At 68.1% G+C, this 11,938-nt stretch carries 11 protein-coding genes and 1 pseudogene; 8 read left to right on the forward strand and 4 right to left on the reverse strand.

What is annotated here, in order from left to right:
• Position 1: 1 nt before the first annotated feature.
• Complete coding sequence (locus D578_RS0103800) at positions 2-772, reverse strand: HAD family hydrolase (protein WP_018948651.1); 771 nt, start codon at positions 770-772, stop codon at positions 2-4.
• Positions 773-940: 168 nt separating this feature from the next.
• Here D578_RS0103800 and dksA point away from each other — a divergent pair, with 168 nt between their 5' ends.
• The 6 genes from dksA (at position 941) to thpR (ending at position 7,972) form a co-directional block, all read left to right on the forward strand.
• Positions 941-1,393, forward strand: a complete 453-nt coding sequence (dksA, locus tag D578_RS0103805; protein ID WP_018146088.1) for an RNA polymerase-binding protein DksA — start codon at positions 941-943, stop codon at positions 1,391-1,393.
• Between the two features lie 13 nt (positions 1,394-1,406).
• Positions 1,407-2,354, forward strand: a complete 948-nt coding sequence (gluQRS, locus tag D578_RS0103810; protein WP_018948652.1) for a tRNA glutamyl-Q(34) synthetase GluQRS — start codon at positions 1,407-1,409, stop codon at positions 2,352-2,354.
• A 92-nt stretch (positions 2,355-2,446) separates the two neighbouring features.
• Positions 2,447-2,620 carry a hypothetical protein gene (locus D578_RS16030; protein WP_018948653.1) on the forward strand — a complete coding sequence of 58 codons (174 nt, stop codon included), beginning with the start codon at positions 2,447-2,449 and terminating at the stop codon, positions 2,618-2,620.
• Positions 2,610-5,531 carry an ATP-binding protein gene (locus D578_RS0103820; RefSeq protein ID WP_018948654.1) on the forward strand — a complete coding sequence of 974 codons (2,922 nt, stop codon included), beginning with the start codon at positions 2,610-2,612 and terminating at the stop codon, positions 5,529-5,531. Before D578_RS16030 ends, D578_RS0103820 begins: the two co-directional genes overlap by 11 nt.
• 553 nt (positions 5,532-6,084) lie before the next feature.
• Positions 6,085-7,446: a sigma-54 dependent transcriptional regulator gene (locus D578_RS0103825; RefSeq protein ID WP_018948655.1), complete on the forward strand. Its 1,362-nt coding sequence runs from the start codon at positions 6,085-6,087 to the stop codon at positions 7,444-7,446.
• A 4-nt stretch (positions 7,447-7,450) separates the two neighbouring features.
• The gene (gene thpR / locus D578_RS0103830) at positions 7,451-7,972 is read left to right on the forward strand and encodes an RNA 2',3'-cyclic phosphodiesterase (RefSeq protein WP_018948656.1); all 522 of its coding nucleotides are present in this window, start codon (positions 7,451-7,453) and stop codon (positions 7,970-7,972) included.
• Positions 7,973-8,017: 45 nt separating this feature from the next.
• On the opposite strand, the gene D578_RS16295 is transcribed toward thpR, so the two are convergent.
• The 3 genes from D578_RS16295 to D578_RS0103850 form a co-directional block, all read right to left on the reverse strand.
• Entirely contained in the window at positions 8,018-8,581 is a 564-nt protein-coding gene (locus D578_RS16295; RefSeq protein WP_369772754.1) for a hypothetical protein, read from the reverse strand.
• A 142-nt stretch (positions 8,582-8,723) separates the two neighbouring features.
• Positions 8,724-9,014, reverse strand: coding sequence for a nitrogen regulatory protein P-II (locus D578_RS0103845; protein WP_026289160.1), 291 nt, complete (start codon positions 9,012-9,014; stop codon positions 8,724-8,726).
• 4 nt (positions 9,015-9,018) lie between these two features.
• The gene (locus tag D578_RS0103850; RefSeq protein WP_018948660.1) at positions 9,019-9,966 is read right to left on the reverse strand and encodes a sodium-dependent bicarbonate transport family permease; all 948 of its coding nucleotides are present in this window, start codon (positions 9,964-9,966) and stop codon (positions 9,019-9,021) included.
• Between the two features lie 132 nt (positions 9,967-10,098).
• On the opposite strand from D578_RS0103850, the gene D578_RS0103855 reads away from it, so the two are divergent.
• Together D578_RS0103855 and D578_RS14765 are read left to right on the forward strand one after the other, a co-directional pair.
• The gene (locus D578_RS0103855) at positions 10,099-10,677 is read left to right on the forward strand and encodes an NAD(P)H-dependent oxidoreductase (RefSeq protein WP_018948661.1); all 579 of its coding nucleotides are present in this window, start codon (positions 10,099-10,101) and stop codon (positions 10,675-10,677) included.
• 45 nt (positions 10,678-10,722) lie between these two features.
• Positions 10,723-11,841 (forward strand): annotated as a pseudogene (locus D578_RS14765) (cytosine permease).
• Positions 11,842-11,938 lie beyond the last annotated feature (97 nt).

Genomic DNA, 11,938 nt, shown 5'->3' on the forward strand with positions numbered 1-11,938 from the left:
GCTATCCCTTTGCCCCGGAGACCCAGGCGCGCAGGGTCGCGATATCCACTACCGAGCCTTCCAGTGCCGGACCGGCCAGGACCGTCGCGGGCTGATCCGCCTCACCGAACCCGTCCAGCACGGCCAAGGCGCCATCGAACACCTGCTCGCGGGTGTAGTCGTTCGTCGTGACCACGACCTCCAGCCCCGCCCCGCGCGCGGAACGCACGCCGTTGTCGGAGTCCTCCAGAGCCAGGCAGGCCTCCGCCGGCAGGTTCATCGCCTCCAGTGCGTGGGTAAAGATATCCGGAGCAGGCTTCTTGGCCGGGACCACGTCGCCAGCGGAGATCACCTCGAAGCGATACGGCCCCTCGCTTCCGAGCGTGGCCTCCAGCAGGGCCGTGACGTTCTCGGGGGTAGTAGTGGTCGCGATCGCCAGGCGCAGACCCTCGGCCTCCGCCTCGTCCAGGAGCCGCCGCACCCCCGGCCGCAGCGGGATCGCGCCGGTCTCCAGCAGGGCCACGTAGTGGCGGGTCTTGGCCGCATGCAGCTCGCGGATACGTGCATCGATACCCGGCTCGTTCAGGACCGCGGGATGGTCCTCGGACAGGTACTGGCGGATACGCTCCTTGCCGCCGGTCACGCGCAGCAACTCGCCGTAGCGCGCGATGCTCCACTCCCAGTCCAGGCCCGCGTCCGCGAACGCCTTGTTGAAGGCGACGCGGTGACCGTCGCGTTCGGTGTCCGCCAATGTGCCGTCCACGTCGAAAATCAGCGCCTGTAATTCCGTCATGCCGTTATTCCTGCCTTTTCCCGTATCTCGCTGAAAAACCGGCCGCAAGCCCGCACATCCCCGGCAGCCAACCGAGACCGGGCGCAAACAGTCATGGCACGGGACTTGCCCGGCTCGCCCGACTCTGGTACTAAGTGCGCCTCATTTTTCCAGCCGGAGAAAGCCCGCATGGCTGCTGACGAAAAGACCGACAAGCCCTCCACCCAGCACATGGTCGCCGGGGGCATTGCGCCCTACGAGCCGAAGCCGGACGAAGATTACATGAATCCGGATCAGCTCGAGCATTTCCGCAGCCTGCTGCGGGCATGGCGCCAGGAGCTGGCCGAGGAAGTCGATCGCACCGTGGGGCACATGCGCCAGGACGCGTCCAACTTTGCCGATCCGGCCGACCGCGCCACACAGGAAGAGGAGTTCGGCCTGGAACTGCGCTCCCGCGACCGCGAGCGCAAGCTGTCGAAGAAGATCAACGAGGCGTTGCGCAAGATCGACACCCACGACTACGGCTACTGCGAGACCTGCGGCGTGGAGATCGGCATTCGTCGCCTGGAGGCCCGTCCGACGGCCACCATGTGCATCGACTGCAAGCAGCTCGACGAGATCAAGGAAAAGCAGCGCGCCTGATCCCGGCCGGGCCGTGACGGCCACGCCCGAACGGATTACCCGGGCCGACAACCATGTCGGCCGGTTTGCCCCCACGCCTTCCGGCCCGCTGCATGCGGGCTCCCTGCTGGCCGCCGTCATCTCCTGGCTGGATGCCCGGAGCACCGACGGCCGCTGGCATCTGCGGATCGACGACATCGACGCCCCCCGGGTTCGCCCGGGGGCGGTCGATGCCATTTTCCATGCCCTGGAGGCCTTCGCCCTGGTCTGGGACGGCCCCGTCACCTGGCAAAGCCAGCGCGGTCCCGCCTACCAACGCGCCCTGGACACCCTGCTGACGACAAACCAGGCGTTCCCCTGCGGCTGTACCCGCAAGGACCTGGCCGCTAACGGCCGGCCGGGCTGGGAAGGACCGATCTATCCAGGCACCTGTCGCCACGGCCTACCGCCCGGACGCGAGCCCCGGGCCGTACGCGCCCGCGCGACCACCCGCTACTGGACGATCGCGGATCGCTTTCTGGGTGCGGTCGCCTTCGATCTTGAGGCACTCGGCAGCGACTTCGTGATCCGCCGGGCGGATGGCATCGTCGCCTACCAGCTTGCCACCGTGGTGGACGACCTTGACCTGGGCGTAACCCGCGTGGTGCGCGGGATCGATCTGCTCGGCTCCACCCCGCGCCAGGCGCAGGTTTATCAGGCGTTGGGCGCCACCCCACCGGCCTATGCCCACCACCCGGTCCTGGTGGCACCCGGCGGCGACAAGCTGGCCAAAGCCACCGGAGCCGAGGGCATCCGCGCGGATACCGCCCGGCGGCAGCTGGCCGACACCCTGACGGTGATCGGCCTGCCTCCCAGCGACCCGGACACACCGGACGCACCCGAGGCCCTGCTGGCCGAGGCCCTGGCCGGTCTGCGCAAGCAGGGCCTGCCCCGTCGCCTTCCGTCGGTCTCCGGTCTGCCCGCGCCCCCGGACGCGGTGTAGACTCGCGACATGCCCTCCCGTCGCGCGCCAACCCGGACGGCCCTGCGAACGCCCGCGCCCGCAGGCCGGGCCACAACGCGGCCGGACTGAACGTGGACGCCCCGCGCGCCATCCTGATCGCCTTGCTCGGCGCCCTGCTGTTTCTGAGCCCGCTGGTGCTCTGGATCGCGCACATGAGCCCCGCCTGGTGGTGGCCGTTTGCGGCCTGGGGCCTCTTCATCGCGGCCATCGCGATCCTGAGCTGGAGCCGCCGCCGTGACCCTTAGCCTGGGTCTTATCTATGCGGTAGGGGTCGCCTACCTGGCGCTGTTGTTCGGCATCGCGTTCCTGGCTGACCGCGTCCCCCGGGTGGGCCGGCTGGCGGCCAACGGTTGGGTGTTCAGTCTGTCGCTGGGGGTCTACGCGACGTCCTGGACCTTCTACGGCAACCTCGGTTTCCTCGCCGACCAGGGCTATTTGTACCTGACGATCTACCTGGGTGTGACCCTGGCCTTTGCCGCCACGCCCTGGCTGCTGCGCCCCCTCCTGCGCCTGACCCGCGAGCAGCAACTGACTTCGCTCGCTGACCTGTTCGCCTTTCGCTACCGCAGCCGCTTCACCGGGCCGGTGGTGGCCCTGTTCATGCTCGCCGGAGTGCTCCCGTACATCGCCCTGCAGATCAAGGCCGTGGCCGAGTCCGCCGCGGTGCTGACCGCGGAGACCCCGCCGCATTTGCTCGCCCTGACCTTCAGCGGCACCATCGCGCTGTTCGCGATCCTGTTCGGCGCCCGCCACATTGCCCCGCGCGAAAAGCACGCCGGTCTGGTGCTGGCCATCGCCTTCGAGTCCATCGTCAAGCTGATCGCCATCCTCGTGATTGCCGCGGTGGCGCTGTACGCCGTGTTCGGCGGCCTCGGCGGGCTGAACGACTGGCTGGCCGCCCACCCCGAGGCGGTCGATGCGCTGTACGAGCCGGTGCGCCAGGGCGGCTGGTTCGCCATGATGATCCTGGCCTTCGCCGCAGCCTTCCTGCTGCCACGCCAGTTCCACATGCTGTTCACCGAGAACATCAACCCGCAGGCGCTGAACACCGCGGCCTGGGCCTTCCCCGCGTTCCTGCTGCTGCTGAACCTGCCGATGCCGGTGCTCTACTGGGCCGGGGAGGCGGCCGGGCTCGGCATCTCGCCCAACTACTACGCCATCGGCATCGCCGGGCTGCTGGAGTCGCCCAGCCTGGCCCTGCTGGTCTTCATCGGTGGGTTGTCCGCCGCCAGCGCGATGATGATTGTGACCACCCTGGCGCTCGCCCACATGGGCACCAACTACCTCTCGCCACTGACCCGGCTGCACGAGGAGGAGCGCAGCGCCAACCTCTACACCCGCCTGCTCTGGGGGCGGCGCATCTGGATCGTGTTCATCATCGGGCTGGGCTATGCCTTCTACGGCCTGTTGCAGGTTGTGGAGGGCCTGGCGCAGCTGGGGCTGATCTCGTTTGCTGCGGTGGCGCAACTTCTGCCGGGCCTGATCGGCCTGATGCTGTGGAAACAGGCGACCCGGGTCGGATTTCTCTTGGGCCTGGGAGCCGGGATTGCCGGCTGGGCGTTCACCCTCGTCATGCCTTTGCTGTCGGATGCCGGGATCGCGACCGCCCTGCCCGACCCGCAACGCCTCTTGCAAGCGGAGATGCTGGACCCGTGGACCTTCGCGCTGATGCTGAGCCTGGGCGTCAACGCGGTCCTGTTCGTCGTCGGCTCGCTGCTGACCCGGCCCAACCCCGAGGAGGCCGAGGCCGGCCGGGCCTGCTGCCCCAACGAACCCACCGCCCCCGGCGCGGGCCTGCCGCTGGCGGGCGACGTCACCGAGATGGAGACCGCGCTGGCGGCCACCCTGGGCCCGGGCACCGCGCGCCACGAGGTCCAGCGCGCCCTGGATGATCTCGGCCTGCCACGCCATACGCGGTCGCGCGGCGATCTGCGCCACCTCCGCGAGCGCATCGAGCGCAATCTCTCCGGCCTGCTGGGGCCGGTACTGGCGCGCATGATCGTCGACCAGCACCTGCGTCTGGACGCCGCCGGGCGCCACACCCTGAGCGAGAGCCTGCGGCGGATCGAGGAACAGCTGGAGACCCGCCCCCTGCCGCTCTCCGGCCTGGCGGCCGAGCTGGACGCCCTGCGCCGCTTTCATCGCCAGATCCTGCACGAGCTCCCGCTGGGGGTGGCCAGCCTTACCAATACCGGCGAGATCACCGGCTGGAACCAGGCCCTAGCGCAGCTCACGCAGGTCGCCACGGAAGACGCCGTGGGTCAGAACATCGGTCAGCTCGACAGTCCGTGGAGCGGCCTGCTGACCGCCTTCCTGGAGAGCCCGGACCGCCAGTGGTACAAACTGAACGTGGACCTGCCTGCCGGCAACCGCCGCCTGAACCTGCACCGCTCCGAACTGCAGGATGCCCAGGGTCAGGTGGAAGGCCGCGTGGTCCTGATCGAGGACGTGACCGAACGCGCCCAGCTCGAGTCCGAGATCGCCCACGGCGATCGCCTGGCCTCCATCGGCCGGTTTGCCGCCGGGGTCGCGCACGAGATCGGCAATCCACTGACCGGTATCGCCTCGCTGGCGCAGACCCTGCCCCTGGAGGACGACCCGCACGAGATCCGCGGCACCGCCGACGACATCCTGGCCCAGACCCGACGCATCAACGCCATCGTGCAGTCGCTGATCACCTTCGCCCATGCCGACGAGGGCCCCTCGGCCGGGCACTTCGAGACCATCGCGCTGGACGATCTCGTGGCCGAGGCCATCCGCCTGATGCGCCTGGCCGGGCGCAACGACCTGCAGTTCACGACCTCGGGTCTCGCGGGGCTGCACGTCCGCGGCTCGCATGCCACGCTGTTGCAGGTGTTCATCAACCTGCTGACCAACGCCGAGCAGGCCTCGCCCGAGGACGCCACCGTCGCCATCGCGGCCCGACTCCACGGACGGCATGTCCAGATCACCATCGACGACGCTGGCCCCGGAATCGACGAATCCAGCCTGGAACGGCTATTCGAGCCGTTCTTTACCACCAAGCCGGCCGGCCAGGGCACCGGCCTGGGCCTGCCGGTGGCCTACAGCATCGTGCGCGACCACGGTGGTACCCTGATGGCCGCCAACCGCCCCGAGGGCGGTGCCCGATTCCTGCTGACACTAGGGAAACACTGATCAATGAACACGTTCGCGTTGGTGCCCCAGGTTTTTCGAGACCAGGCGCGTCGTGCCGCGGGTAGTGGTTCTACCCACAAGCGGCGCAACGCAGGAACGGGGAACCTGGGGTTCCAACCCCACAAACCATTCGATGCAGGGGCTCGGCCGCTTTTGTGCGCGCACGGCGTTGCGGCTCCCTTGTGCAGAATGACTGCACGGCAGTCACCGCGCGCAGTGGAGTGCGTCACCCGATGGGGTGCTTATAGCGAGTGCCTCGGGGGTCAGATGCAAGGCGCGGTTGCGCCGGCGTAGTGGTGCTACGTCAAGCAAGCGCAACGCCGCAGATGGCCCCCGAGACTCTCGCCCGAAGGGAGCCTCGTACCGCCGCGATCGCGGCGTTGGCGCTCTTGGAAAGGGCTACGGCCATTCCCGGCGAGCGCCGCCTTGCGCTCGAGGCGGTACGAGGCTCTATAAGCACCCCATCGGGTGACGCACTCCACTCCTTCGCACGCAAAAGCGACTCGAGCGCGAACGTGTTCACTGATCAGTGTTTCCCTAGCCGCCAAGACTCATGACCCGCATCCTCCTGGTTGACGACGAAGCCCCGATCCGCCGCGCCGTGCGCCGATTCCTGGAGCACCACGGCTTCGAGGTCGGCGTGGCCGAAAATCTGGCCGAGGCACGGGCCCTCGCCGCAGCCGATCCCTACGATCTGCAACTGGTGGATCTGCGCCTGCCGGATGGCGAGGGCATCGAGCTGCTGCCGGAGTTCTCCCGCACGCCCACGGTCATCATGACCAGCTATGCATCAGTCCCCTCGGCGGTCAACGCAATGAAGGAAGGCGCCGCCGACTACATCGCCAAGCCTTTCGACCACGACGCCCTGCTGCTGACCCTGCGCGCCGCGCTGCGCGCACGCGCCGAGCGCGATCGCCCCGCGCCGGAAACGGCCGAGGAGGGTGCCGATGCGTCGCCCCGCCCCGGGCTGGGCCTGGTTGGCGAGAGCGCGGCCATGCAACAGTTGCGCGATCAGATCCGGCGCGTGGCCATGACCCATTCCACCGTACTGTTGCGCGGCGAGTCCGGTACCGGAAAGGAGCTGGCCGCGCGCGCCCTGCACGAGCTGAGCCCGCGCGCCAGCGGCCCGTTCGTCGCGGTCAACTGCGCCACCATCCCCGAGGGTCTGGTCGAGGCGGAGTTGTTCGGTCATGCCCAGGGCGCCTACACCGGCGCGGTCAAGGCGCGCACCGGCCTGATCCAGAGCGCCCACGGCGGCACGCTTTTCCTGGACGAGATCGGCGAACTGGCGCCCGCCGCCCAGGCCCGCCTGCTGCGGGTCCTGCAGGATGGCGAGCTCCGCCCGGTCGGAGCCAACGCGAACCTGAAGGTGGATGTGCGCCTGCTGGCGGCCACCCACCGCGACCTCGAGGCCATGATCGAGGAACAGGCCTTTCGTGCCGATCTCTACTACCGCCTGCGGGTACTGGAGCTGTCCATCCCGCCCCTGCGCGAACGGCGCGAGGACATCATCCCCCTGGCACAACATTTCCTCGAGGCACTGGCCGGTTCGGGGCCGGTGCCACAACTGTCGCACGCGGCACGCCAGGCACTGGAATCTCAAGATTGGCCCGGCAACGTGCGCGAGCTGGCGAACGCCCTGGAACGCGGGTGGGTACTGAGCCCGGATGGCTGCATCGAAGCGGACCACATGGGGCTCTCGACGGGCACCCCGGCCCAGGACGACGAGATCCCGAACCCCGCGTTTCCGACCCGCAAGGGCAAGGGCTCGAGTCTGAACGAGTATTTCCGGCGCTTCGTGCAGGAGAACCAGGACAGCATGACCGAGACGGAGCTGGCCCGTGCCCTCGGCATCAGCCGCAAGACCCTGTGGGAACGCCGTCAGCGCGAGAACCTCCCCCGCCCGCGCGGCTGAACCGGTGGCGGCTCCTCCCGAAGTCCGGCGAGTCTTCCTGGCCCTTTGGCCCAACGACCGCACACGCGCCGCACTTACCCGGCTGGGGCAAAAGCTCGACGGCCCCGGCCGACCGGTCCCGCGCGATCACCTGCACCTGACGCTGGCCTTCGCCGGAACGGTCCCGGCCGAACAGGCCGACTGCCTGGCCGCCCACATCAAGGAACTCGCCTGCGCCCCGATCGACCTGACCCTGGATCATCTGGGCCACTTCACCGGGCCGCGCATCACCTGGGCCGGCCCCGCCGAGCCGCCCGCCGCGCTGGCCAACCTCGCCGAGCAGGCACATGCCCTGTGCAACGACTGCGGTATCGACCTCGGCCCGCCGCGCCCCTTCCGGCCCCACGTGTCCCTGCGGCGCCACGCCGCGCTGCCCGCCACCGAACGCATCGAACCGCCCCTGCGCTGGCTGGCGGACACGATTGCGCTGATCGAGTCGGGAAAAGACGGCCATCCAGGGCCCTACCGCATCCTCGCCCGGGCCTGACCAGCCCGCCCGCGCGGCAGGCCGGCGACGGCCGAGAGAGCCGGATCAGTCGAGGGGCGGAAGGTTATCCGTTGCCGAAGGGTCGGCTGGCTGGGCGGGGTCTGCCGGATCGGCTGGCGGGGTTCCGGTATCCGGTCGCATCGGCGTTCCGTCCCCTAGCGGCGGTGCATCCTCGCCCCGGGGCTGACGCTGCTGTCCCAGCGGAGGCGCATCCTGGGGCTGCCCTTGTCCTTGAGGCTGACCCTGTCCTTGAGGCGGTTGGCCCTGCCCCTGGGGCGGAGTCGGCGCTCCGCTTTGCCCCGGTGCCTGCTGGCCACCCCGCTCCATCTGACCGGGAGCCTGTTGTCCCTGCCTGCGCTGGCCGGGCTGCTCCGGCGGCTGCCCCTGAGGCATGCCCTCTCCGCGCTCCTGACCCTGGCCGCGCGGCATGCCGCCCTGGCCCGGGACCTGCTGACCACCGGCCGGCGGGGCACCCTGTTCGGCGGGCGGCATACCCTGGCCCATCCCGCCCTGCTGGCCTCCATGTTGCGGGGCCTGGGCGTGTGCCAAACCGGCGGCAAACAGTGAACCAAGCGCGATGGCCAGTGCCGTGCTACGAAATCTCGTCATTGGGACCCTCCTGCAGGCTGTAAAGCCGTTCATTCAGCCCCTTTGATAGCAGCCAGCCCTCGCGACCCCCAAGGGTGACAGTCGAGTTCCCGGAAATTCCGCGAAACACTTCACTTCATGGAAGGTCGCTTCCACGTCGGCATCAATTCTTCAGCGCCACCGGGATGGTGAACATCAGCAAACCGTAGTCGGCCTCGTACTGTTCCTTGAACCGGGCTGCGATGCGGTCGCACAACTCGGCCGAAGCCACGACCTCGATCTTGATGTTGCCACCCTGGCGCCAGTTGCCCCGGCGCTTGCCATGACGGCCCCAGCCGCGCGTATCGGTCACTGTGTACCCGGCCGCGCCCATGGCGCGCGCCTCGTCGATCAGCGTGTCCTCCAGGATCGCCTCGGCGACCACCGTCAGCAGGTGCATGTCATCAGATTCCATCGCGCTAGCCTCCCAGCGAATAAAGGGTCTGGGCCATCCAGAAATACAGCGGCACACCCAGGAAGATGTTGAAGGGGAACGTGATTCCCAGCGATGCGCCAATGGAAAGTGCCGGATTCGCCTGGGGTACCGCGATACGCATGGCTGCCGGGGCAGCGATGTAGGATGCGCTCGCATAGAGCGTGGCCAACAGCAGCGTACCGCCCATCGACATGCCCAGTGCATAACCCAGCAGCGTGCCCAGCACAGCCGAGACAATCGGCATCACGATCGCGAAGGTCACCAGGAAGAAACCGTACTGACGAATGTCCGCGATGCGACTGGAGGCGACCAGCCCCATCTCCAGCAGGAACAGCGCCAGCACACCCTTGAACAGGTCGAAGAACATCGGCTCCAGCGGCGCTATATGCACCGGGCCCGCGATGAAGCCGATCACGAGACCACCGGCCAGCAGAAAGATGCTCTTGCCGAAGAAGATCTCGTGCATGGTCTTGCCCCAGCGGGTCGGGCCCTTGCTGCCCATGCGCGCCAGCAGGATACCGATGATCAGGGCCGGCATCTCCAGCAGCACCAGGAAGACCACCATGTGGCCCTCGTAGTCGATCCCGCGCGAGGCCAGCAGGGCCACGGCGACCGAGAAGGTCACCACCGAGACCGAGCCATAGTGTGCCGCGATCGAGGCCGAGTCCGCCCGCGGCATGCGTCCCACCCAGCGCAGCACCGGGAACGCCATCAGTGGGATCAGCGAACCCACCGCCAGCACCGCCAGCCCTGGCAGCAGCAGCGGCACCAGCTCGCTCTCCGCCAGCTTGACCCCGCCCATCAGGCCGATCGCCAGCAAAAGATAAATCGACAGCGCCTCGTAGATCGCCATCGGGATCTTCAGATCCGACTTGGCAAGCCCCGCAATCGCGCCCAGCAGGAAGAACAGTACAACCGGATCGAAAGCCATTTAGCCTCCCAAGCGCGCCATGAAAACCCTCACCAAGTTAGTGCATATTCTAGAGAGGCGCGGATCAATTCGCACGTTCGCGCGGGTGCGCTACCCTCGAGGTATGCGTGCGACCGGTACGAGGAGTACGGCATGACCCGAATCCTGATCCTGCAAGGCCACCCCGACCCGGCCGAAGGCCACCTCGACCATGCGCTGGCCGATGCCTACCGCGAAGGGGCCGAGAAGGCCGGCGTCGCGGTGGACACCCTGACGATTGCCCACCGCGACTTTCCACTGCTGAAGAACCAGGCCGAGTTTCTCGACGAGACCGTCCCGCCCGCGATCCTCGAGGCGCAGGAACTGATCGAGGTCGCCAACCACGTCGTACTGATCTATCCCCTGTGGCTGGGCGACATGCCGGCCCTGGTCAAGGGCTTCCTGGAACAGACCCTGCGCCCGGCATTCGTCGGCGATGGCGACATGAACCGCCTGCGCCACACTCGGCTACAGGGCCGCTCGGTACGCATCGTGGTCACCATGGGCATGCCGGCGCTGGCCTACCGCTGGTTCTACGGGGCCCACAGCCTGAAGAGCCTGGAACGCAACATCTTCCGCTTCTGCGGCTTCGGCCCGATCCGCCACACCCTGATCGGCCAGAACGGCGGTGATGCCGCCGCCCGCGAACGCTGGCTGAAGACGATGCGCGAGCTCGGACGCGCTGCACGGTAACCCTGTGGCCAGTACACTCGGGCGGTCTTCCGCCCGGCCGCGCGCGTGAGTCACAACGACCACCCCCTCAGCGAAGTGCCGGAGCATGCCCGCAAGGGCTTCTGGTCCATCACCGTGGTGTTGTTCGGGTTCACCTTCTTCACCTCGACCCTGTGGGCCGGCGGCTCGCTGGGCATGGCCTTCAGCGTCGGCTGAGCTGATGCTGGTGATCGTACTGGGCAACCTGCTGCTCGGGACCTACGCGGCCACGCTTGCCTACATCGGCTGCAAGAGCGGGCTGCACACGGTCCTGATGGGGCGTTTCTGCTTCGGCGAATGGGGCAGCAAGCTCTCCGACGTCATCCTCGCGTTCACGCAGATCGGCTGGTACGCCTGGGGCACGGCCACCGTCGCAATCATCCTGGTCGAGACCACCGCCCTGCCAGAACCGATCGAAGTCGGGCTGATGGTGCTGTTCGGGTTTGCCTTCTAGGGAGACGCTGATTGAATCGCGCGCTCGCGGTCTCGACTGGCTCTCCCGCGTGGCGGTGCCGGTGATGCTCCTGTTCATCCTGTTCACGCTGTTCATCGGGATCGGCGAGGCAGGCGGCCCCGGCGGCCTTCGTCCTGGGAAACGGCCTGATGGTGCTGACCGGCGCACTCGGCGCCCTGATCTACCACGAGGCCGACATCGTCCACGTAATGCTGGCGCAGGGGTTCGTGACGATCACGGTACTGATGCTCCGACTGAACATCTGGAGCACCCAGGACAACACCATCTACAACTTCGGCGTGGCCGGCTGCAATCTGCTGCGTACCCAGCGCCGGCGGCTGGTCACGGTGCTCGGGGCCGCGATCGGCACGGCGCTCGCGGTCGCCGGGATGCATGACTATCTGGTGCCGTTCCTGATCCTGCTCCGGACCTTCATCCCGCCGCTCGGCGGCGTGATCGTGGCCGACTTCTGGCTGCGCCATCGCGGGCAATACCCCCGCCTGGACGCGGCCCACCTGCCCGGGTTCCACTGGCCCGGCCTGCTGGCGTACGCCGCGGGATCGGCTGCGGCGTACTACGCACCCGTCGTCCCTCCTCTGGTGGGCGTCATAGTGGCAACGGCCGCCTACGCCGTCCTGATGGCTCCCGCCTCACCCGCCACTTGCCGCCCGCATCCAGGAAGCGCGGATTAGAGCCCGATCAAGGCCCTGGCAGGTTCGGTGTCGGTGGCGGTTCCGGAAGGTCCGATGGATCCGGCAGCGATGCACCGTCCGGGGACGGCACCGAGGA

Origin of the sequence: Thioalkalivibrio sp. ALMg11, from assembly GCF_000377905.1 — a bacterium.
Classification (GTDB): Bacteria; Pseudomonadota; Gammaproteobacteria; order Ectothiorhodospirales; family Ectothiorhodospiraceae; genus Thioalkalivibrio.

Excerpts from the sequence above, each read along its gene's own strand:
- D578_RS0103855 (WP_018948661.1), top strand. The coding sequence starts at position 10,099 with ATGACCCGAATCCTGATCCTGCAAGGCCACCCCGACCCGGCCGAAGGC.
- dksA (WP_018146088.1), top strand. The coding sequence starts at position 941 with ATGGCTGCTGACGAAAAGACCGACAAGCCCTCCACCCAGCACATGGTC.
- D578_RS0103825 (WP_018948655.1), top strand. The coding sequence starts at position 6,085 with ATGACCCGCATCCTCCTGGTTGACGACGAAGCCCCGATCCGCCGCGCC.
- D578_RS0103845 (WP_026289160.1), bottom strand. The coding sequence starts at position 9,014 with ATGGAATCTGATGACATGCACCTGCTGACGGTGGTCGCCGAGGCGATC.
- D578_RS0103800 (WP_018948651.1), bottom strand. The coding sequence starts at position 772 with ATGACGGAATTACAGGCGCTGATTTTCGACGTGGACGGCACATTGGCG.
- D578_RS0103850 (WP_018948660.1), bottom strand. The coding sequence starts at position 9,966 with ATGGCTTTCGATCCGGTTGTACTGTTCTTCCTGCTGGGCGCGATTGCG.
- D578_RS16295 (WP_369772754.1), bottom strand. The coding sequence starts at position 8,581 with ATGACGAGATTTCGTAGCACGGCACTGGCCATCGCGCTTGGTTCACTG.